Below are 21,246 nucleotides of genomic sequence, written 5' to 3'. Positions count from 1 at the left end.
TGAAAATAAAAAATAAGATTGTATAATTACTACATCGGTAAATAAGAATATCTGTGAATGGATTTGTAATAATTGAAATGATATATAATATCTACTACTAATCCTTGTATCTCTTATAAATAAAGCTATGAGCGGGTGGTTGTAGATAAAAAACATCTACCACTATTCCCCTTGTATCTACCACTGTTTCTTGCTTTTTAACCACGAAATATAATTGTTTCCTACTTGCCGGCTGCGTCATCAGTCCTGGCTGTAGTTTGTTTTTTGCTATGAAAACTTTCGTTTATTCAGCTAAAAATAAAAGTTTTCGTATGAGAAAACAAAAGTTTTTTCAGGCATAAAACTTTTATTTCTCCCTATGGAAACTTTTTATTTGTTCCCTATCCCTTGCCCATCGATTGCCTGTTTGACATAAATCGATACGTGTGGGATTCACGGCAGACACCAGTCAAGAAACGTATCGGGCATAAGTTGAAAATAGGAAAAATAGACATATAGTGGTAGATACCGAAGGGGAGTTGTAGATAGTTTTTTTGTCTGCAACTATTCTCTAATCCATTTATTTATAAAGTATACAGGATGTAGTTGTAGATGTTTTCATAAATGCAAATACGGAGAAGATAGCACTTTTACCAAGTTATGAGAAAGTTTGGTGCGGTTGCCCTAGTATAAAACAAAAGGAAGGCAATATCTATGTCGTAAAATGATGATGCATCATAAGCTATTGCTTCTGTGCATCATCATTAATAGTTTATTATTTTAGTTTATACACATAGGTAATCGTACCACTCTGGTTGTTAGCCCCGTTGATGCTGTTGAACTTCGTACGTTTGGCAGCATCCAACGCACTTTTACGCATGGAAGCGTTGTCGATGTTGGTACCATTTCCTATTTCTGCAAATATAACATTCCCCTTTGGATCGACTGTTATTTTAACAATGATTTTTCCTTCTTCCTGGATTTTGTAGGCAGGGCGGGGCAAACCTCCGGCTCCGATGGAACGGCCGTTTAGGTTGAATGAACCGTAGCCGCCTACGCCTCCGTTGGCTCCGTGGTGATCAGAGTTACCGAACGGGCTTCCCTGGTTATCTGTTCCGGTTTCTGCATCGCCCTGGCGGTTGCCTTCAGCGCCACCAATACCGAATGCTCCGGCAACGCGGTTGTTGATGGCTTGCTCTTTCTTGCGATGCTCTTCTTCCAGACGTTTCTTTTCAGCCTCTTCGCGTTTGCGACGCTTTTCCTTTTTCTTTTGTTGTTCTTCTTTCTTCTGGGCAAGAATCATACTTTCTTCAAAACTTTGCGCAACAGTCTTCTTCTTTGACTGTTTATCTGTTCCTTTAGTATTAGGAACAGATGCTATAGTGTCTTGTTTTATATCGCTAGTTTTAGCTGCTTGACTTTTTTTCCATAAAGATTCTTTAATATAGATTCCAGATGCAAATCCTTCTCCGACAATAGTATCTTTAGATTGTATTTTAAGTAAAAGATGACTTGGCTCAGCTTCTATTCGAAGGTAGTCTTCGTCTTTTACGTAGCTGGTAACAAACTCCATTCCAAAAGATTCTATGACAATAGTAGATTGACCTTTGAAACTGAAAGAGTTATAAATAGATTTCCCCTCTATCAATATATATTTCCCTTCTAACTTATCTTTTGTTTTCTGTGAAGAAAAAGAGCATGAATTAAGAGTTATAATACAAATACTTAGTGTGATAAATTTGTTGAGCATAGTAGTTCGATTTACTAGGTTTGTTTATTTACGAGTAGGATTTGCGGTATAACTGGACTTCCATTTAATATCTTTGGATGTATTATAATAGCGGTACTTAGAGCCTTTATATATTCCCGAATTAATACCGAAGCGTGTCGTGCTTTCGATGTGGATTGTATAACTATTTGTCTTTTTTCTTATCAGAGGGATATTCATACAGCCTCCTTCTATATCTATATTATCAAAAAGTTCAATAAGAGTACATAAAGGACCATTTATGACTTTATTTTCGTGATCAATGATACTTCTAATCAAGACACCTCCATAATAATCATCATTGCTTTCGAAAGTAATGTCTACACCACTTAGGTGCGTATGCCATTGTCCGGCAGGCATATTACGTTTATATGTTGTGGTATCTGGATGATTATTGCTGTAGAAGTAGAATTCAATTTCAAGAAAGTCGTATGTTTTTTCTCCTTTTATTATTTCGTATTGATTAAACAGCTGTTTTGCTATGAGTTCGAACCTTTGTTTAACAGTTTCTTCTGATGTGTTATATTCTATGTTTAGTAAGTGCTTAATCATTTGTTGTTTAATAAAAATGATGATGCATTATGAGCTATTGCTTTCATGCATCATCATTAATAGTTTATTATTTTAGTTTATACACATAGGTGATCGTACCGCTCTGGTTGTTCGCCCCGCTGATGCTATTGAACTTAGCACGTTTGGCGGCATCCAGTGCGCTTTTACGCATGGAGGCGTTGTCGATGTTGGTACCTCTTCCTATTTCTGCAAATATCACATTCCCTTTCGGGTCTACCGTGATGTTGATCACGATCTTGCCTTCTTCCTGGATGGTGTAAGCAGGACGGGGCAGGCCTCCGGCTCCGATGGAACGACCGTTCAGGTTGAACGAACCGTAACCGCCTACGCCTTCGTTTGCTCCGTGGTCGGAGTTGCCGAACGGACTACCCTGGTTACCTGTTCCGGTTTCTGCATCGCCTTGGCTGTTACCTTCTGCACCACCGATACCGAATGCTCCGGCAACGCGGTTACTGATGGCCTGTTCCTTCTTGCGACGTTCTTCTTCCAGACGTTTCTTTTCAGCCTCTTCACGTTTGCGACGGTCTTCTTCCTCTTTCCGTTTACGCTCTTCTTCTTTCTTTTTTTGCTCTTCCTTCTTCTTGGCATCAGCCATGGCAACACTTTCTTCGATGTCCTGCGTAATGACTTCCTCCTTCGGTGTCTCTACCGGCGGAGTAGGTGGAGGGGGAGGCGTGGTCGTTTCCTGTGGCAGTTCCTGTCCCGTATATTTGGGTTCGAAGGTACCGGCTGCGGAATTGACGTTTCCGAAATTGACAAGGACGCCCCCGTCTTCTTCCGGAATCTCCGTCCGTAGTACCGTGAACAACAGGATCAGAAAGATCGCCAGGTGGAAAGCGACTGAACCGGCTATACTGTATATGTCATCTTTGTTGAATTTCATATCTGTTATTTCTGCGCACGGGTGGCGAGCACCATCTTGAATTTGTTTTCGTTCGCTATGTTCAGGATCTTTACGATTTCTTTATAAGGAACTGTTTCGTCAGCATAAAGGGCGACGAACATTTCGGGCTCTTTTGCATAACTGTCTTGCAGGAACGGGGTGATCTCGTCAAACGTGACCTGCGTTTCCCGCTGGTTACCGAAGGCTACGTAGTAATTCAGGTTGGCATCGATGGTAACCCGCGTAAGCGGTTTGGCTGCCGTCTGCTTCTTGGCTTGCGGCAATGTTACCTTGATGGCATTCGGAATGACTACCGTAGAGGTGACCATAAAGAAGATCAACAGCAGGAATATGACGTCGGTCATAGAGGCCATGCTGAAGGCTTCGTTTACTTTTGTTCTTCGTTTTAGTGCCATTCGCTTTGTTAATTAGCCGGTTCGTTCAATAAGTCCATAAATTCCATGGTGCGGGCTTCCATTTTGTTCACCACGTTATCCACCTGCGATACGAGGTAGTTGTAAGCAAACAAAGTGATGATACCGACAACCAGACCGCCTACGGTTGTTACAAGAGCTTCGTAGATACCGCCTGAAAGCAGGGATACGTCTACGTTTGTTCCGGCATTAGCCATATCGAAGAAGGCACGTACCATACCGGTTACTGTTCCGAGGAAACCGAGCATGGGGGCTCCGGCGGCTGTCGTTGCGATCAGCGGGAATCCTTTTTCAAGTTTTGCAATTTCCAGGTTACCTACGTTCTCGATAGCCACAAGCACGTCGTTCATCGGACGGCCCAGGCGGGTGATACCCTTTTCGATCATACGGGCGGAAGGAGTGTTGGTGCTGCGGCATAGGTTGAGGGCCGAGTCTACTTTTCCTTCGTGGATATAGTCTTTGATACGGTTCATGAAATTCTGGTCTTCTTTACCGGCGCGACGGATAACCAGTAAACGCTGGATAAAGATATAACCTGCCATTAGTGATAACAGCAATAGTACAACCATGATCCACCCTCCTTTGAATGCAAGGTCTATCACATTGATCTCTGCTTCAGTGGGGACTGTTACTGCCGTCAGATCCGGCATCTGCTCTGCTGTCTGTGCCCCTACTGCCTGTAGGGAAAGTAAAATACTCATAGGTTTGTATACTTATTCGTTAATATTAATTCGTTATTTCTGTTGTAAACACGCTTTGTATAGGGAGATTGTTTCCTGTAATCCGTGATATAAAGCATCGCAGATCAGGGCATGGCCGATGGATACTTCTTCCAGCCAGGGGATATTCTGACTGAACCAGGCCAGGTTTTCCAGACTCAGGTCGTGACCCGCATTGACACCCATGCCCAGGTTCTTAGCCAGTTGGGCGGCGGCAACGAACGGTGTGACAGCCTCTTCCTTGTTAACCGGATAATTGGTTGCATAGGGTTCTGTGTAAAGTTCGATACGGTCTGTTCCTGTTTTTGCAGCCAGTTCGATATTGGCAAGGTCTGTTCCTACAAATATAGAGGTACGGATCCCCTGTGCAGTGAACGTATCCACTAATTCACTCAACTGGTCGAAATGTGTTTTCACATCCCATCCGGCATTCGAAGTGATGGCATCGGGAGCATCCGGTACGAGTGTGACCTGTGTCGGCTTAACCTTCAGAACCAGGTCTATAAAATTGTTACAGGGATATCCTTCAATGTTAAATTCTGTCCTGATCAGAGGTTTCAATCCATACACATCACTGTATTTGATATGTCTTTCATCCGGACGGGGATGAACTGTAATTCCTTGTGCGCCGAAATTTTCGCAATCCTGGGCGACTTTTAAAATGTCAGGCATATTACCACCGCGTGCGTTACGAATGGTTGCTACCTTGTTAATGTTTACACTTAAATTTGTCATCGTATATCGTTATATCTTTTTTCTTTCATTACATTTGCACAAAAGTATCGGCAAATTTAGCAGAATTAAGGGAATTAACAGAATAATGTTGGTGAAAGATTTCATAACGAAGGAACTTCCTGTGTTAAAAAGTTTTGACACAGGGGAATATGCTTTAGCGCTAATGGATGATTTTAAGTTAAAACATCTACCGTTATTGAGCGAAGGGATATATCGTTGCCTGATCTCGGAAAAGGATCTTCTGGCTATGCCTGATCCTGCGGCAACGATTGGCGAACCGGTTCTGTTTGCTCCCAGTGTAATGGAAAATACACATATTCACGAGGCGCTGGCATTGATTGCCCGCTATCAGTTGAGCCTGCTTCCGGTTGTTACTCCGGAAGGGGAATACCAGGGGGCGATTACGCGGGATAAGCTGATCGATATCCTTTCGGAATTGTGTAATGCCGAGACTTTGGGCAGCGTGTTCGTCCTGGAGGTGATGCCGCAGGATTATTCGCTGACGGATATAGCCCGGCTGGTCGAGTCGAACAATGCGCACGTCCTGAACCTGCTTTCATACACGGATAAGGATACCGGACGCTTACATCTTATTATAAAGATAGACCTGGAGGATGCCTCACCGGTGATCCGCAGTTTCGAGCGCTTTAACTATACTGTCCTTTATTATTTCATGGAAAAAGGGATGGTAGATGATCTGTTGCAGCAGCGGATGAACGAATTGTTGCATTATATGAATATCTAATTGATTGAAAGTTATGAGAGTTGGCATATTTGGTAGTAAATATCAGGTAGAAAAACAGAGCCAGATAAAACGTTTGTTTGAAAAACTGATATCCCAGGAAGCGGAGATCTACGTAGATGTACGTTTCTATAATTTTCTTACTGATATACTCAATTATGAACCTCCGGTGGCAGGACTGCTGACCGATGATAATTTTGATCTCGATGTCGCCCTGAGTGTGGGTGGAGACGGAACGTTCCTGCGTACGGCTGCCCGTGTGAACCGGCAGGATATTCCTATTCTCGGAATTAATACCGGGCGTCTTGGTTTTCTGGCCGATGTCGGAGGTAATGATATAGAAGACACGTTGGAGGAACTGTTCAAGAACTATTATAAGATAGAAGAGCGTACCCTGTTGCGGCTTCATACCGAAGAACGGGCCTTTCAGGGGTATAACTATGCCTTGAATGAGATCGCTATCCTGAAACGCGATACTTCTTCCATGATCACGATTCACACTTCTTTGAATGATGAATACCTGGCTTCTTATCAGGCGGATGGTCTGCTGATCGCAACACCGACAGGTTCTACCGCTTATTCCATGAGCGTAAACGGACCGATCATCATCCCGCAAAGTAAGAATATCGTATTAAGTCCGGTTGCACCTCATTCCCTGAATGTGCGCCCGCTGATCATACCGGACACCTATACGATCACATTGGGAGTGGAAAGCCGGAATAAATCCTTTCTGATCTCTCTCGACGGCCGTTCGGAAGTCTTTCCGGCAGGTATCCAGCTGACAGTGACGAAAGCAGACTATACGACGAAAGTAATAAAAAGATATAATCATACCTTTTATCAGACTCTCCGTGAGAAGCTGATGTGGGGAGCCGATGCAAGAATGAAATAGGGATAGGATGGGCAAAACTGCTCTAAAAAGATGTTTTATAGCATGTATTTGTTAAATCATATTAAATAAATGAGATTTCCAAGCGAAATATTATGCTACATAACATAAAGTCTCTATATTTGCACTGTGTTTTTCATGGTATTAGATTTAAGGTTAACAATGAAGATTGGCTGTCCGTGATGGATGGCCTTTTTTGCCTTTATAAGGTTCCTGTTTAAAATGCTTCTATAAAGTAAACGACAAAGCCTCCTGTATTGCTGAGTATGGGTGAAAAGTAGCCCGACTCAAAAGTCGCTATTAAAGAATGGACTTTAATGACAAAGACAGTACCAACGAAACCAAAGCTCCTTCCGGAGGAGGAAGTGAAGGTGGAGGGGACAGAGGATCGAGATTTTCTTGGTTCGGGGAATTTTATTTTGAAAGGTCTCTTTAGGAGATAATGCAAGCTACCCGCAAAGACAAGACATTTATGGAGCGGCTGGCAGAAGTACGTAAAATTTCTGCGATACTCTGATAGTAAAGAATGTTATCTGTATGGATAATGAAATTTTATAGTGTGAATATGCTGTAGAAATGTGTTGTGTAGCATGTTTTTGTTAAACTGTATTAAATGAATGGTGTTTTTGAGGTGAATATTATGCTGAATAACATAAAACCTCTATATTTGCACTGTGTTTTTCATGGTATTAGATTTAAGGTTAACAATGAAGATTGGCTGTCCGTGATGGATGGCTTTTCTGTTTTATAGACGTATCGGTCTTTATTTCCGTGGAAAAAGACTTATCTTTGTACTTCTTAAAACCTAAATGCTTCAAATAAAGATATGAAAAGAATATTCTGCCCCAAATGTGATAATCAGTTATCATTCGATGAAACAAAGTATCCCGATGGGAAAATCCTGGCTTTTGTATGTCCTCAGTGTGGTTCCCAGTTTAAGATAAAACTGGGTAGAAAGACTGTGCGTACGGAGTCCGGACAGGAAAAAGAAGTGAAGGAACCCGATTTTTCCTGTGGTTATATCACTGTGATCGAGAATACTTTTGGCTTTAAACAGGAATTGCCGCTTGTGATGGGGGATAATATGATAGGACGAAGGAATAAGGATACGGAAGGTGTGGATGTTCCTATTATTACCAGTGACCCGAGTGTGGGACGCAAACATTGTATTATTAATGTGAAACAGGACAGGGATGGTAAATTCGTTTATACCTTGCGCGATAACCAGAGTATGACCGGCACATTCCTCCGCAGTGTACTGCTGGGAAAAAAAGAACAGGTACGGATCGGTGAAGGAGCTATCGTGACTATGGGGGCTACTACTTTTATTTTACATGTTCCGGGAGGGGAAGAAGAGGAAGATTTTTAAATTAAACTTAGATACTGCTCCGGAGTGAACGATCTCTTACATCAGGGCGATAAGGGAGATAGGGGGAATTGGCGTAGGTTTCGGGAGAGATGGATACAAGATTACCTTTCATCTCCGGCGCAGCTCTAAAGTTTAAATCTCATTATTCATGCTTTTTGTTTAGTTGTTCAACGATAAAACAACTATAAGTCTATTTGGCTCACGGCAATTTACGTAAAGAATCAAAAAGAACTGAAAGAAAAGTTTTGTTAAAGCCCTGTGTTAATGCAGGTGTCGCTTTATGAATCAAAGCGAGTTGTCTGTATATTGCAATAATTATAAATGTTAATTGAGGAATTTTTATAATTGAACTCTGTCTGTTTTTAACACTTTGGATCATCCGTTTTACCTGATTATAATGAAAGGATGGTTCCTTGTCCGTTATTTTATATGTACTTTTGCAGCTCAATAGGCAATAAGGTTTACAAATGGGACAAAATAAGGTTGAATCGGCAAGTGGGATTACCTTCCGTATTTTAGTGGCATTGAGCATATCTCATTGTATAAATGACTCACTGCAATCTGTAATTACAGCTGTTTATCCGTTATTTAAAGATGATCTGGCATTGAATTTTGCGCAGATCGGGTTGATTACACTGGTTTACCAATCGGCGGCATCGGTCTTTCAGCCGGTTGTTGGATTATACTTCGATAAACGCCCTTCTCCGTGGTCGTTACCGATCGGGATGAGTTTTACGTTGATCGGTTTGCTCAGTTTGGCGTTTGCAAACTCTTTACATTGGGTTTTGTGTTCTGTGGCTTTGATTGGAGTGGGATCGTCGATATTCCATCCGGAGGCTTCGCGGCTGACGTCGTTGGCATCGGGAGGCAAAAGAGGACTGGCTCAGTCATTATTTCAGGTGGGGGGAAACCTGGGGGGATCGCTGGGGCCGCTATTGGTCGCTATCCTGGTGGCACCTTACGGACGGAGCCATATTGCCTTGTTCTCTATTCTGGCTTTCGTCGCTATCCTGATCATGACTTCGGTAGGACGTTGGTACAAGGGATTGCTTTTGCGGTTTAAACGTGAAGATGTCGGAACTTCGAAACGTCATATCGAAATGCCGTTGCCGCTGGGGAAAACGATATTCTCCATATCCATCCTGTTGATCCTTATCTTTTCCAAATATATTTATATGGCGAGCCTGAACAGTTACTATACTTTCTATCTGATAGAGAAGTTCGATGTGAGCGTTCAGTCATCGCAGTTGTTCCTGTTTCTTTTTCTGATAGCGACTGCCCTGGGAACTCTGATGGGCGGTCCGATCGGTGATAAGGTAGGACGTAAATATGTTATCTGGGCATCCATTCTCGGTGCGGCTCCTTTTTCTCTGTTAATGCCGCATGTACATAGTTTATATCTAACGGCAGTTCTGAGTTTTTGCGTCGGACTGACATTATCGTCTGCTTTCCCGGCAATTCTGGTATATGCACAGGAGTTATTGCCTTATAAATTAGGACTGATCTCCGGTTTGTTCTTTGGTTTTGCTTTTGGGGTGGCGGGGATCGCTTCGGCTGTGCTGGGGAATCTGGCCGACCAGTATGGTATTGAGACGGTTTATAATGTGTGTGGCTATATGCCGCTGATCGGACTGGTGACCTGGTTTTTACCGGACTTGAAGAAAGCCTCGGAAAAAGGAAGTTAATTCCCGCTGAACAATCCCCGAGAGGGTGTTGTTATTAATCATAAATTTCGCTCAAACTAAATTTAAACGTATTTATGATTAATAACTTAACGCATTTCAGTATTGGCTTGCTGTTCCTTTTTCCTGCCATTACTTCTGCCCAGACAGAGACGATAGACCTGACGCTGGAACAGTCGCTGGAACTGCTTCAGAAAGGAAACCGTAGTATCCGGATGGCAGGGAAGGAGGTTGAACTGGCAAAGAATGAGCATCAGAAACTGAACTCATTCTGGTATCCTTCGGTTGGAGCGGCCGGCGCTTTTGTGCATATGTCGAATCCTATCGAGGTCAAACAGCCGCTTAACCAGTTCACCGACCCGGCCAAAAACTTTGTCCATTCCATCATCCCCGATGATCAGTTTATCTCTTCCATCCTGGATAAGATCGGTCAGAACACGTTGACGCTGCCGCTTATTTCGCAGAATATCACTTCTATCGACGCTAATGTAACCTGGCCCCTGTTTACCGGCGGTAAACGTATTTTCGCCAGTAAGATCGGGAAAACAATGGTCGGTATCGCTGAGGTAAACCGTGAACAGGTCAATGCCGACCAGCAATCGAAGTTGGTTGAATGTTATTTCGGTTTGCGTCTCGGGCAACGTGTTGTCGCCGTGAAAGAAGCTACGTATAATTCCCTGAAAACCCATTATGACCAGGCTCTCAAACTGGAACAGAACGGGATGATCAACCGTGCGGAACGTCTTTTTGCCCAGGTGAGCATGGATGAGGCTAAGCGTGAACTGGATTCCGCCCGCAAAGATTTGGAAGTGGCCGGGCAAGCGCTGAAAAGCCTGATCGATCTGGATGCCGATAAGGAGATCAGCACGACAACTTCCCTTTTCATCAATGAGAATATTCCTTCGGCCGATTATTTCAAAGAACTGGTACCGGTCAACAACTATATGGTGAACCAGTTGAAACTACAGCAAAATATAGCCGGCAACGAATTGAAGATAGGTCGTACCGGATACCTTCCCACTATAGCCTTATTCGGAAAACAGACGCTTTATTCAAATGGGGTGGATAAATACCTGATGCCCCGCACGATGATCGGTGTCGGTTTTACCTGGAATATCTTCAACGGTTTGAACCGGGAGAAAAAGATACGTCAGGCCCGTCTGACCAGCCAGACGCTGGCGATAGGAAAGGACAAAGCGGTCACCGAACTGAAGGTCGGCGTAGATAAATATTATACTCAGTTGCAGAATGCCCTCGACAATGTAAAGGCTCTGAATACAACTTTGGAAATGAGCGAGGAACTGGTCCGTATCCGTCAGAAATCCTTCCAGGAGGGAATGGCAACTTCAACCGAGGTGGTCGATGCCGAGGTAATGTTGTCAAAGGTAAAGACCGCTTTCCTGCTGGCTTATTACCAGTATGATGTGGCATTGATCAACTTACTTTCTATCTGTGGCATTCCGGAAGCATTCCAGCAATACAGGGTGGAAGGGGTAACGGAGATAATTTAATCTACTTTATATCAATAATTGAATTAACAAAAAACACAAATAATTATGGACAAGACTAAGAAATATCTGACGATCTCTTTTATAGTGGTATTGATCGCCGTTATAATCATATCCGCTGTAGGGATGCTGTTGCTGAAGAAAAAGCCGGTTATCCTTCAGGGGCAGATTGAATCTACCGAAATACGTATCTCCGGAAAACTCCCTGGGCGTATCGATACGTTCCTTGTGAAAGAGGGACAGCATGTAAAAGCCGGCGATACGCTTGTCGTCATCAACAGTCCGGAAGCAATGGCTAAATACCAACAAGTAAATGCCCTGGAAGATATTGCCAAGTACCAGCACCAGAAAATCGACGAAGGAACCCGTAAACAAATCGTTGCCTCCGTCCTTCAATTATGGAACAAGTCAAAATCGGATTTACAACTGGCAAAAACGACTTACGACCGTATTCAGGCCCTTTATAAAGATAGCGTGGTCACCTCCCAGCGAAAAGATGAAGTGGAAGCGCTTTATAACGCAGCCGTGGCTAACGAACGCGCTTGTTATGAACAATACCAGATGGCTCGCGACGGTGCCCGGATACAAGATAAGGAAAGCGCCCGTTCACTGGTGGCAGCCGCCCAGGGTACAGTCAACGAGGTAGAAGCCCTTTTACAGGATGCCCGCCTGGTTGCTCCCGAATCAGGTCAGATATCGACTATTTTCCCGAAACGTGGAGAGTTGGTCGGTGCCGGGATGCCGATCATGAACCTGGTGGTACTGGATGATGCACATGTCGTGCTGAATGTCCGTGAAGACCGTCTGCCATTATTTAAGATGGGCGGAACATTTCTTGCCGACGTGCCGGCTATTGCCGCAAAAGATATTGAGTTCAAGATCAACTATGTCAGTCCGCTGGGTAGTTTCGCTACCTGGAAATCCACAAAGCAGACCGGAAGTTATGATTTAAGGACGTTCGAGATACATGCCCTTCCGGTAAAGCCGGTCGACGGACTGCGTCCCGGCATGTCGGTCCTGGTTGATCTGGGAAAACAATAATGGGTATGATCTATGAGTAATAATAAACAACATAGTCCTTTTTACAATGTGCTCCGCCGCGAACTGCAACGGATGGTTTCACGCAGGCTCTATTTCGGGGTTTGCATCGTGTTGCCGCTGTTCTGTATCTTCTTTATGTCCACGATCTTCGGTAACGGGCAGATGGAGAATATCCCGGTAGGTATTGTCGATCAGGACCAGTCTGCTTTATCCCGCGAATTGACCCGCCAGGTCGAAGCTGTTCCGACTTTCCGTGTCACGCATCATTATGCGGATGCCGAAACCGCACGGAAAGCGACACAAGCCAAAGAAATATATGGCTATCTGGTTATCCCGAACCGTTTTGAGGAAGACGTGACGGGTGGGAGGCAGGCTACTTTATCCTATTATTATCATTATGCTTTGCTGAGTGTCGGCGGAGAGGTCAGAGGGGCTTTCGAAAGTCTGTTGCGCACCTTTTCGATGGCTCCGATCGTGGTACAGGCTACAGCGATGGGAATCAGCCAGAAAGAAGTGTCGACCTTCCTGGTTCCTATCCGGGCACAGAATCATCCGTTATTCAATCCGGACCTGGATTATTCCGTTTATCTGAGCAATCCGTTCTTCTTTATCTTCTTTCAGGTGCTGATTTTGCTTACGACGGTTTATGCGGTGGGAAGTGAGATAAAGTTCCGTACCGGTGACGATTGGCTGGCAACGGCGAAGATGAATATGGTAACCGCTCTTTTCGGAAAATTATTGCCTTACACCATCATCTTTTCCCTGATGAGCATCCTGGCTAATTATGTTATGTTCGGTCTGATGAATATACCTTTTTCCTGTGGATTCTGGCCGTTGAACCTGACCTCTGTCCTGTTCGTGATCGCATCCCAGGCTCTGGCGGTGTTCCTTTTCTCCCTTTTTCCGGCAATCAGCATCATTATCAGTATCGTGTCGATGGTCGGTTCGCTGGGGGCGACCTTGTCGGGTGTTACGTTTCCGGCTCCGGCCATGTATGCGCCGGTCTATTATACTTCTTTCCTGTTTCCGGTACGTCATTTCGTGGAGATCAATCAGAACCTGTTGTACGGCGATTATGGGTTTGCCTATACCTGGTGGAACTTCAGCACGTTGTTCTGTTTTATATTGGTTGCGTTTCTGATGGTACCGCATTTAAAAAGTGCAATATTAAGTCATAAGTATGAAAATATCAAATAACATAAAAGCTGGTCTGAACAATATATCGTCCATTATCTTGAATGAGTTCAAAACCATCTCAGGCAGTTTCGCCATCGTGTTGGTGCTGATGGGGGGGATATTTATGTACGGTCTGCTATATAATTATATGTACGCCCCTGATGTGGTCCGTAATGTCCCGGTTGTTGTGGTGGATAATTCGAAAACGGAGTTGAGCCGCGAGTATATCCGTTTGCTGAATGCCACTCCGCAGGTCGACGTGATTGCTACCGGTGAGGATTATCCGCAGGCACAGGAGTTGATGAAAATGGATGAAGCCGCCGGCATTTTATATCTGCCGTACGACTTTACCGACCGGGTTTCCCGTGGTGACGAGTCGGTCTTTATCATGTATGAAACGACCAATGCATTCCTCAACTACCTGGCGATGCAGGAAGCGTCGGCCGGTTCGATGCTAGCGCTGAACGACCGCTACCGGCCTGAAATGGTGGTATTTCTCCCCAGCCAGGATGCCGCGCAGTTATCTGTGGCGAAACCGATCAATGTGGCTGGAACCGCCTTGTATAATTATACGGAAGGATATGGAACGTATCTGATCCCGGCTGTGCTGATCGTTATCATGTTTCAGACCTTATTGATGGTGATCGGGATGGTCAGCGGAGAGGAGCGGCAGTTCAAACTGTTGCAGGTGTATCGCCCGACCTTCGGACAAGCCGGACGCCTTGTGATCGGAAAGACATTTGTGTATATGATGCTGTATGCCGTCTTTTCGCTTTTCCTGCTGGGATTGATCCCGCTGATATTCGACTTGCCGGATATCGGTAATGTATGGAATATAATCATGCTACTGATTCCTTTCCTGATGGCGACGAGTTTCTTTGGCCTGACTGCTTCCGTTGTCTTTACCGATTCGGATGCCCCTTTGCTGATGATCGCTTTCTTTTCGGTCGGGTTGATCTTCCTGTCCGGTGTCTCTTATCCGTTGGAACTGATGCCCTGGTACTGGAAGTTATCGCATTTCCTGATTCCGGCAGCACCGGCAACCCTCGCTTACGTTAAATTAAATTCGATGGGAGCCTCGATGGCAGAGATCCATACGGAATATGTCACCTTATGGGTTCAATGTGCGGTGTATTTCGTATTGGCTTGTTGGGCGTATCGGTATAATATACGGAAGACGAAGCTGTAGCCGGTATAGTCTTGATCTTTTGTTTATTCTATTCTTCCGTTATCCATTCGCCTATGTTACGTGTTTCGTGGTTGAATGAGACACCGACTTTGACCAGTTTTCGATGATCGGCGGTGTAAGGAATGAGGTAGCCTTTACTGTTTATCTGATGGAGTGCCTCTTCGGCTGAACCGTCCAGTTTAAATTCGAATACGTAAATATAGTCCGGTGTCTGTACAACGGCATCGGCACGTCCTTGGGCACTTTGTACTTCTGCTTGTGTGAACTGTCCCATTAACTTAAATACCAGATAGAATACCACTTGGTAATGGCGTTCTGTTTTTGTATTCAATTCGTAAGGGAAATCAGCAAAAAAAGCACGCAGGCGATTCAGGAAACTTTCGGTCTGCCCGGCCCATAATTCATTTGTGAACTGTCCGATATAAAACGGTGCATTTGCAGATGATACCGGCGTATATAAAGGTGTCACGAAATTAAGAAAGCCATACTTTACTTCTTCATTCGGAAAACCGAGGGTGTAAAGCATGAACCGTTCGTCGTACCCCTTTATTGTCAAGTAACCGCTTTGATAGATAACAGGAACGGGTTCCTGAAAGTCTACCCGGTAGTCGGTCAGCGAAGCGGCACTTACTTGTATTCCATCCAGATCACGCAGGTCGTAATTGGTTTTACGAAGCATGTAGATCAGGAAGGAGGGGGTACCGGTGGCAAACCAGTAGTTTTTGAAATCCAGATCCTTGAATGTCTTCAAAACGCTGAAAGGATTGAATACACCTTCTTTGGCTTTTTCCATAAAGCGATAACCGTCGTATTGCCGGGTGAGCTTTGCCATTGTTTCTGAATATGTCAGGCCGGAAGCCTCTCCCAAAGCATTCAGTTCGGGGCCGAAGGTCGACTCTATCTCTTCACGTGTCAGTCCGCAGAGATAGGTTGAACGCCAGCTGATACTGATATCGTCCAGGTGATTCAGCGTACTGAATACGCCCACTTGCGCAAACTTGGTAACACCGGTGATAAAGACGAATTTCAGATATGGATCAGCATCTTTCAGAACAGTATAAAAGGCCGTTAATGTGCTACGAAAACTATTTTGCAAAGCTTCATCGTGATAGGTTTGCAATAGAGGCTTATCGTATTCATCGATCAGAACGACGGCTCCGTGCCCTGTTTTTTTGCGGGCATTCTCCAGAACAGCCATAAAACGAGTGGCGAAGGTCGAGGTTCCGGGATTGGTCCCGTACATTTCTTCCCACTTTTGCAGGTGCGCTTCGAGAATGCCTTCCAGATGTTCGGCAGACTCATACTTCTCTGCATTCAGGCTGAGGTGTAATACCGGATGGACATTCCATTCGGTTTCAAGGCTATCGATTGCCAATCCTTTGAACAACTCTTTTTTTCCTTCGAAATACGCTTTGAATGTAGAAAGCAGCAAGCTTTTGCCGAAGCGTCGCGGACGGCTCAGAAAATAGGCAGCACCAGTGGAGACCAGTTCATATACGAAAGCTGTTTTATCGACATAGAGATAACCTTCTGTACGAAGCTTCTCAAATTCCTGTATCCCGATAGGGAGCTTTCTGAATGGATTTATCGGTGTCATAACGAATGTCTTTTAGTTGTTGCGAACACAAATATAGCTAATCTTTTGTATTCACTGATAAGGAATGTTTATTCATTTCCTCGTAAAAATCCCATCATGCCGAAGATCACAGGAATTTATTATTGCATCTCTCTGATGTGTACGTCTATATTGCTGTTTTTCAGTTTTTCTTTGATCTCTTCCACCTTTGTGTCGCCGTAATGGTATGGGTAAACGACACATAAGAAATAACATTTTAAGTTTCATAAGCGGATAATTTTATACTCAGACAATATGTACAAAGATAATAAAGTATTACATTTGTCGGCATATCTGATAACATGAGAAAAGAAATGAAACGAATACTACTACTAATTTTGATTTGTTGCCACTTATTGCCGGCAACTGCGCAGAAGAACGCCCCTAAATGGATGGACAAAAGTAAAAAAGCGGTTGTTTTAATCACTACATACGGGAAAGACGGAGCTAAGCTGACCTCGGGTACCGGTATTTTTGTCTCTGAAACGGGAGATGTCCTTTCTGCCTACGAGTTATTCAAAGGGGCGGAAAAAGCAACCGTGACGGATACGGAAGGAAAAACTTATCCGGTTACAAGAGTGATCGGTGCCGATGAATTGTATGATGTCATCAAGGTAAAAGCGGAAACACCGAAGAAAGTACAGTTTTTCCCGATTGCTGCCGATCCGCTGGCGGTAGGCACTGTCGCTTATTTGTTACCTTATTCGACTGAAAAGAAAGCAGATTTCGAACAGGGCACGATTACGGAAGTCAGCAAACTGAAAGATCCGTATAGTTACTATAAATTATCCGTTCCGCTGGAAGATGGCCGGGTGAATTCACCGATATTGAATGCCGAAGGTGAGGTGTTCGGACTGGCACAGGCCGATGCTTCCGGAAAGAAGGATGTATCATATGCTGTCTCAGCCTCTTATGTGAACAACCTCGCCGTTTCGTCGACCGATTTCCTGAACTCCGTTTATAATAATATCGGTATCAAGAAAGCCTGGCCGGTTGATGTGGAGCAGGCTCAGGTGGCTCTGTTCCTGAAAGGAAGTACGCAGGATGCAAAAACATATCTGGAAACACTGAATGATTTTATTGCAACTTTCCCGAATTCGGCCGACGGTTATCTGAACCGTGCCAACCATTATGCCGGACGTCGTGCCGAGCTGGCAGCTACTTCGGGCGAACAGGCTAATTATCTGAAACTGGCATTGGATGATATTGAAACAGCTTCCAAATACAGTGATAAGAAAGGGGATGTATATTATAATAAAGCGAAACTGATCTATGGCGTGTCTGCCGGTGATACCACGCTGACCGATCCGGCATGGAGTGTACAGGCTGCACAACAAACTATCCAAAAGGCTATCGAAGAGGATGACGCTCCTGTTTACCATCAGTTGGCGGGTGATATTCATTTCTACCTGAAAGAATTCGACCAGGCTTATAACGAATATATGGTCGTGAATAACAGTGACCTGGCATCGCCTAACTCTTTTTACTGGGCAGCCAAGGCGAAAGAAAATACTCCCGGATTCAATATCGGCGATGTGATTGCTTTGCTGGACGGTGCAGTAGACGAATGCGGCCTGCCTCTTACTTCCGAAGCCGGCCAGTATATTTTGGAACGAATAGACTGGAAACTTCGTTTGTCTCAATATGCGGAAGCGATAGCCGATTATGACCTGTATTATAAGGCAATGAAAGGCGATGTCGGCAGTAGTTTTTATTTCTACCGTGAACAGGCAAAATTCCGTGCCGGTGATATGGAAGGTGCTTTGGCTGATATCAAGGAAGCGGTTCGTCTGAGTCCTGATGTACCCGATTATCGGGCGGAAGAGGCATCTGTATATGTCCGCATGAAAAATTATACCGACGCATTGGCTAGCATCGAGGAAACATTGAAAGTGGCTCCCGATTTTGCGGCTTGCTACCGTTTGAAAGGTATCTGTTATGTGCGTATGGAAAAGAAAGCGGAAGCCTGTGAAGCGCTGAACAAAGCGAAAGAACTGGGTGACCCGTTGGCTGAAAGACTGATAAAGGAACATTGTAAATAAGATCCGGATATGAATAGTGTAAAAAGTATTTTCATTGTGGTTGCCTTGGGCTTGTGTCTGATCGGTACAAGTAGTTGTAAAGGTAAGTCAGGACAAAAAGACAGTAAGGAGTCGGAGACTCGTACAACGGTTCAAACAACCCTTTTCGATAAGTCATTGCCCGAAATCAAAGAGTTGGTCGAGGGAAAATGGGAGTTGGTAAACGGACAGAATACCACTCAGCTTTGTGAGTTTGAAAATACTTTCATCCAGTTCAACGGCGATAAATACGTCTGGACAGAAGAAGGCAAAGACGAACCGGGCGACCTGAACTGGCGGAAAGCCGATACGGGAGCGGGCTACGAAGCCTATCTGATGGATGTGTTTTTAGAAACGAGTCCTTCTTATCCGTTAGCTATCAAAGGTGATACACTATTTATTCAGGATTGTACAGAGACAGCCTATAAATATACGTTGGTGAGACGTTGAATTAATTGACCTTACTTTTCTATCAAGAGAAAAGTAACATTCAAATCTGATAATAACTGAACTATAAAGCAATTATATCTATTGTTTTTGAAATCAACTATCATACTATCATAGTCTAATGTAATATGCCTATAATTAGTGTATTAGTCTATGATAGTTGTTATTGTTAACTGTCATTTATCTATCATTCAACTATCATATTTTACCGGAATATACAGACCTATTTCATTAAAACACCTATTTATTGTTGTCAGGATGCCCGTTTTATCCTGTTTTACACCCGGATGTTGACGATGCTCAGACCCGGGTGTCGGCAATCTTGAGACCCGGGTCTCAAACAACAAAAGTAATTACTTCCTTGAAAATAAGTCATATACTTCAGCAAAATAAGAAGCTTGCCTTGGGTTTCCGGATAGGACTATGATAGTTGCATGATAGATAAATGACAGTTAACAACAATAACTATCATAAGGTAATGCTTTTATAATTAGTGTGTTACTCTTTAAAATGATAGTATGACAGTAGATTCGATGAAGTTGTTTTTAAGACACATTCAAATTTAGTCAATAATTGAATTGCTAATCCCACAAACTTAACTGTATCCCGCCTTTACCTTTATCCTCTTTCTTTTGCGGCTTTTTAGCATTGCCGAAAACGGTTTTACCACCATATTTATAAGACGTATCCCGTTCATGTTGAACCCAGTCGTCGAAATAGTTACTCGGAGTATAACTTTTCTCCATCTCCTGGGATATTTTGGACAGGTTCTTTAAGGCATTTGATTTGTCCTTTTCTCCAAGCCGTGCCTGACGGATTGCCTTGTCAAAGACTTCGATAGTCTCATCATAAACACTTGTCGGAACCGGGAACGGATGTCCGTCTTTCCCTCCGTGGGCAAAAGAGAAACGTGCCGGATCGGAGAAGCGGGAAGGGGTTCCGTGTATTACTTCGCTGACCAATGTAAGAGATTGCAACGTGCGCGGTCCGACTCCTTCCAGCAAAAGCAACGATTCCATATCGGATACATTGGTTTCGTGTGCCAGGATGAGGGCGGCTCCGAGCCGTTTGAGGTTTACGTCTTCGGCTTTTACTTCGTGATGGTTGGGCAGGATGATGGATACTTCACGCATTAGTTTGTCCGGCGATTCCTTTGTCAATTCCATGATGCCTTCTTTGGTCGGGGCCGCAAGTTTATCGGTCAGGTTGAGGATCAATCCCTGATTTCTTCCGCAGACAGACGTATGCGGTTCCTCCATAAAAGAACGTAAAGAGGAAGAAAGCCAGTGGTAGCGCCGTGCCATACGTTCATTCGGGTTCATCCCTTGTTGGATGACAGACCAGTCACCTTCCTTTGTGACAATAAATGTATGCAGGTAAAGTTGAAAACCATCCTGTACAGCAGTATTATCGACTTTGGCAGCCAGTTTGCTGTGTCTTACCAATTCATTCCCGTTTAATCCGGTTTTGTTGGCCACCTCCAGCAATTGATTAGGTGTTTCTCTCGAAAATTTACCTCTCCCTCCGCAAATATACACGCCAAGTTCTTCCGAACGGCAATTGATCGCTTTTCTCAGGGCGTTCATAACAGACGTTGTAATACCAGACGAATGCCAGTCCATCCCCAGCACGCAGCCTAACGATTGGAACCAGAACGGATCACTCAGGCGTTGCAACAAAGCCGGACGTCCGTATTCGATGATGATGGCTTCTGCAATAGCTCCGCCAAGCAGGCTCATTCGTTCGGCCAACCAGGGTGGGACAGTCCCGTAATGTAATGGTAAATCAGCTGTACCTCTTTTCATAGATGCGAAGATAGCTAAAAAAACAGGATCGGTTCAGTTAATGAAATGCTAATATAAACAACAAAAGAAAAGTCTGTGATGTTATTAATTAGAAATCAAATAGTAACAGCTATGTATTTGGAAGTAAATAAGAACGACCACGTTCAAGGTCCGGTCAATGCGCCGATAGAATTGATAGAGTATGCTGATTATCAGTGTCCTTATTGTAAAAAGGCTTATCATATAGTAAAGGACATACAGAAGAAACTCGGGGACAAGGTTAAATTTGTTTTTCGTAATTTCCCGTTGACAGAGTTGCATCCCCACGCTTTGCACGCAGCTATTGCTACTGAGATCGCTGCTTCTCATGGGAAGTTCTGGGAAATGCACGACCTTCTTTTCGAGAATCAGAATGCTTTGGACGATTATTACCTGTTGGAATATGCCAGGAAGCTGGGAATAAATGCAGCGGAGTTTGAAACGGATTTCGGCAAAGACCGTTTCTATCAGAAAGTAAAAGATGACTACGATTCCGGATTGGAAAATGATGTACAGGGAACCCCGACTTTCTTCGTCAATGGCGAACAGTTTGACGGGAACTGGATGAATTCAGAGTTTCTGGAATATCTGGAGTCTTTAATCGTTAAGTAATT

The 21,246-nt window shown here is 44.0% G+C and carries 19 protein-coding genes; 11 read left to right on the top strand and 8 right to left on the bottom strand.

What is annotated here, in order from left to right; translation table 11 throughout:
• Window positions 1–754: 754 nt before the first annotated feature.
• From DWW91_RS06195 to DWW91_RS06170, 6 genes are all read right to left on the bottom strand, one after another.
• The gene (locus tag DWW91_RS06195; RefSeq protein ID WP_233584429.1) at window positions 755–1,552 is read right to left on the bottom strand and encodes an energy transducer TonB; all 798 of its coding nucleotides are present in this window, start codon (window positions 1,550–1,552) and stop codon (window positions 755–757) included.
• A gap of 201 nt (window positions 1,553–1,753) precedes the next feature.
• Window positions 1,754–2,299 (bottom strand): hypothetical protein, encoded by a 546-nt coding sequence (locus DWW91_RS06190; protein WP_122327258.1) that lies wholly within the window; start codon window positions 2,297–2,299, stop codon window positions 1,754–1,756.
• Window positions 2,300–2,366: 67 nt separating this feature from the next.
• Window positions 2,367–3,203: an energy transducer TonB gene (locus tag DWW91_RS06185; RefSeq protein ID WP_007658775.1), complete on the bottom strand. Its 837-nt coding sequence runs from the start codon at window positions 3,201–3,203 to the stop codon at window positions 2,367–2,369.
• A 5-nt stretch (window positions 3,204–3,208) separates the two neighbouring features.
• Window positions 3,209–3,619 carry a biopolymer transporter ExbD gene (locus DWW91_RS06180; protein WP_007658774.1) on the bottom strand — a complete coding sequence of 137 codons (411 nt, stop codon included), beginning with the start codon at window positions 3,617–3,619 and terminating at the stop codon, window positions 3,209–3,211.
• Window positions 3,620–3,627: 8 nt separating this feature from the next.
• On the bottom strand, window positions 3,628–4,338 hold the full coding sequence (locus DWW91_RS06175; RefSeq protein ID WP_007658773.1) for a MotA/TolQ/ExbB proton channel family protein: 711 nt from the start codon (window positions 4,336–4,338) through the stop codon (window positions 3,628–3,630).
• A gap of 33 nt (window positions 4,339–4,371) precedes the next feature.
• On the bottom strand, window positions 4,372–5,091 hold the full coding sequence (locus DWW91_RS06170; protein WP_046144970.1) for a pyridoxine 5'-phosphate synthase: 720 nt from the start codon (window positions 5,089–5,091) through the stop codon (window positions 4,372–4,374).
• Window positions 5,092–5,176: 85 nt separating this feature from the next.
• On the opposite strand from DWW91_RS06170, the gene DWW91_RS06165 reads away from it, so the two are divergent.
• The 8 genes from DWW91_RS06165 (at window position 5,177) to DWW91_RS06130 (ending at window position 14,687) form a co-directional block, all read left to right on the top strand.
• Window positions 5,177–5,836, top strand: a complete 660-nt coding sequence (locus tag DWW91_RS06165) for a CBS domain-containing protein (protein WP_122327257.1) — start codon at window positions 5,177–5,179, stop codon at window positions 5,834–5,836.
• Between the two features lie 13 nt (window positions 5,837–5,849).
• Window positions 5,850–6,725 (top strand): NAD kinase, encoded by an 876-nt coding sequence (locus DWW91_RS06160; RefSeq protein ID WP_122327256.1) that lies wholly within the window; start codon window positions 5,850–5,852, stop codon window positions 6,723–6,725.
• Window positions 6,726–7,548: 823 nt separating this feature from the next.
• Window positions 7,549–8,091 (top strand): FHA domain-containing protein, encoded by a 543-nt coding sequence (locus tag DWW91_RS06155; RefSeq protein ID WP_007658742.1) that lies wholly within the window; start codon window positions 7,549–7,551, stop codon window positions 8,089–8,091.
• Window positions 8,092–8,558: 467 nt separating this feature from the next.
• On the top strand, window positions 8,559–9,776 hold the full coding sequence (locus DWW91_RS06150; protein ID WP_007658741.1) for an MFS transporter: 1,218 nt from the start codon (window positions 8,559–8,561) through the stop codon (window positions 9,774–9,776).
• Window positions 9,777–9,850: 74 nt separating this feature from the next.
• Window positions 9,851–11,284: a TolC family protein gene (locus DWW91_RS06145; RefSeq protein WP_122327255.1), complete on the top strand. Its 1,434-nt coding sequence runs from the start codon at window positions 9,851–9,853 to the stop codon at window positions 11,282–11,284.
• Window positions 11,285–11,329: 45 nt separating this feature from the next.
• The gene (locus tag DWW91_RS06140; RefSeq protein WP_007658739.1) at window positions 11,330–12,322 is read left to right on the top strand and encodes an HlyD family secretion protein; all 993 of its coding nucleotides are present in this window, start codon (window positions 11,330–11,332) and stop codon (window positions 12,320–12,322) included.
• Between the two features lie 12 nt (window positions 12,323–12,334).
• On the top strand, window positions 12,335–13,519 hold the full coding sequence (locus DWW91_RS06135) for an ABC transporter permease (RefSeq protein ID WP_007658738.1): 1,185 nt from the start codon (window positions 12,335–12,337) through the stop codon (window positions 13,517–13,519).
• Window positions 13,503–14,687: an ABC transporter permease gene (locus DWW91_RS06130; RefSeq protein ID WP_007658737.1), complete on the top strand. Its 1,185-nt coding sequence runs from the start codon at window positions 13,503–13,505 to the stop codon at window positions 14,685–14,687. Before DWW91_RS06135 ends, DWW91_RS06130 begins: the two co-directional genes overlap by 17 nt.
• 28 nt (window positions 14,688–14,715) lie before the next feature.
• Here DWW91_RS06130 and DWW91_RS06125 read toward each other — a convergent pair whose 3' ends face one another.
• Entirely contained in the window at window positions 14,716–16,284 is a 1,569-nt protein-coding gene (locus DWW91_RS06125) for an ATP-binding protein (RefSeq protein WP_007658735.1), read from the bottom strand.
• Between the two features lie 332 nt (window positions 16,285–16,616).
• Between DWW91_RS06125 and DWW91_RS06120 the strand changes: the two genes are divergently transcribed.
• Window positions 16,617–18,344, top strand: coding sequence for a serine protease (locus DWW91_RS06120; protein WP_122327370.1), 1,728 nt, complete (start codon window positions 16,617–16,619; stop codon window positions 18,342–18,344).
• Between the two features lie 9 nt (window positions 18,345–18,353).
• On the top strand, window positions 18,354–18,812 hold the full coding sequence (locus DWW91_RS06115; protein ID WP_122327254.1) for a hypothetical protein: 459 nt from the start codon (window positions 18,354–18,356) through the stop codon (window positions 18,810–18,812).
• Window positions 18,813–19,390: 578 nt separating this feature from the next.
• On the opposite strand, the gene DWW91_RS06110 is transcribed toward DWW91_RS06115, so the two are convergent.
• The gene (locus tag DWW91_RS06110) at window positions 19,391–20,614 is read right to left on the bottom strand and encodes a DUF763 domain-containing protein (RefSeq protein WP_122327253.1); all 1,224 of its coding nucleotides are present in this window, start codon (window positions 20,612–20,614) and stop codon (window positions 19,391–19,393) included.
• A gap of 111 nt (window positions 20,615–20,725) precedes the next feature.
• Between DWW91_RS06110 and DWW91_RS06105 the strand changes: the two genes are divergently transcribed.
• A complete protein-coding gene (locus DWW91_RS06105) occupies window positions 20,726–21,244 on the top strand; it encodes a DsbA family protein (RefSeq protein ID WP_229102585.1) in 519 nt (172 codons plus the stop codon).
• Window positions 21,245–21,246: the final 2 nt, after the last annotated feature.

The organism is Parabacteroides sp. AF17-3 (assembly GCF_003635445.1).
GTDB lineage: Bacteria > Bacteroidota > Bacteroidia > Bacteroidales > Tannerellaceae > Parabacteroides > Parabacteroides goldsteinii.
This window is presented reverse-complemented; position numbering and strand designations above follow the sequence as displayed.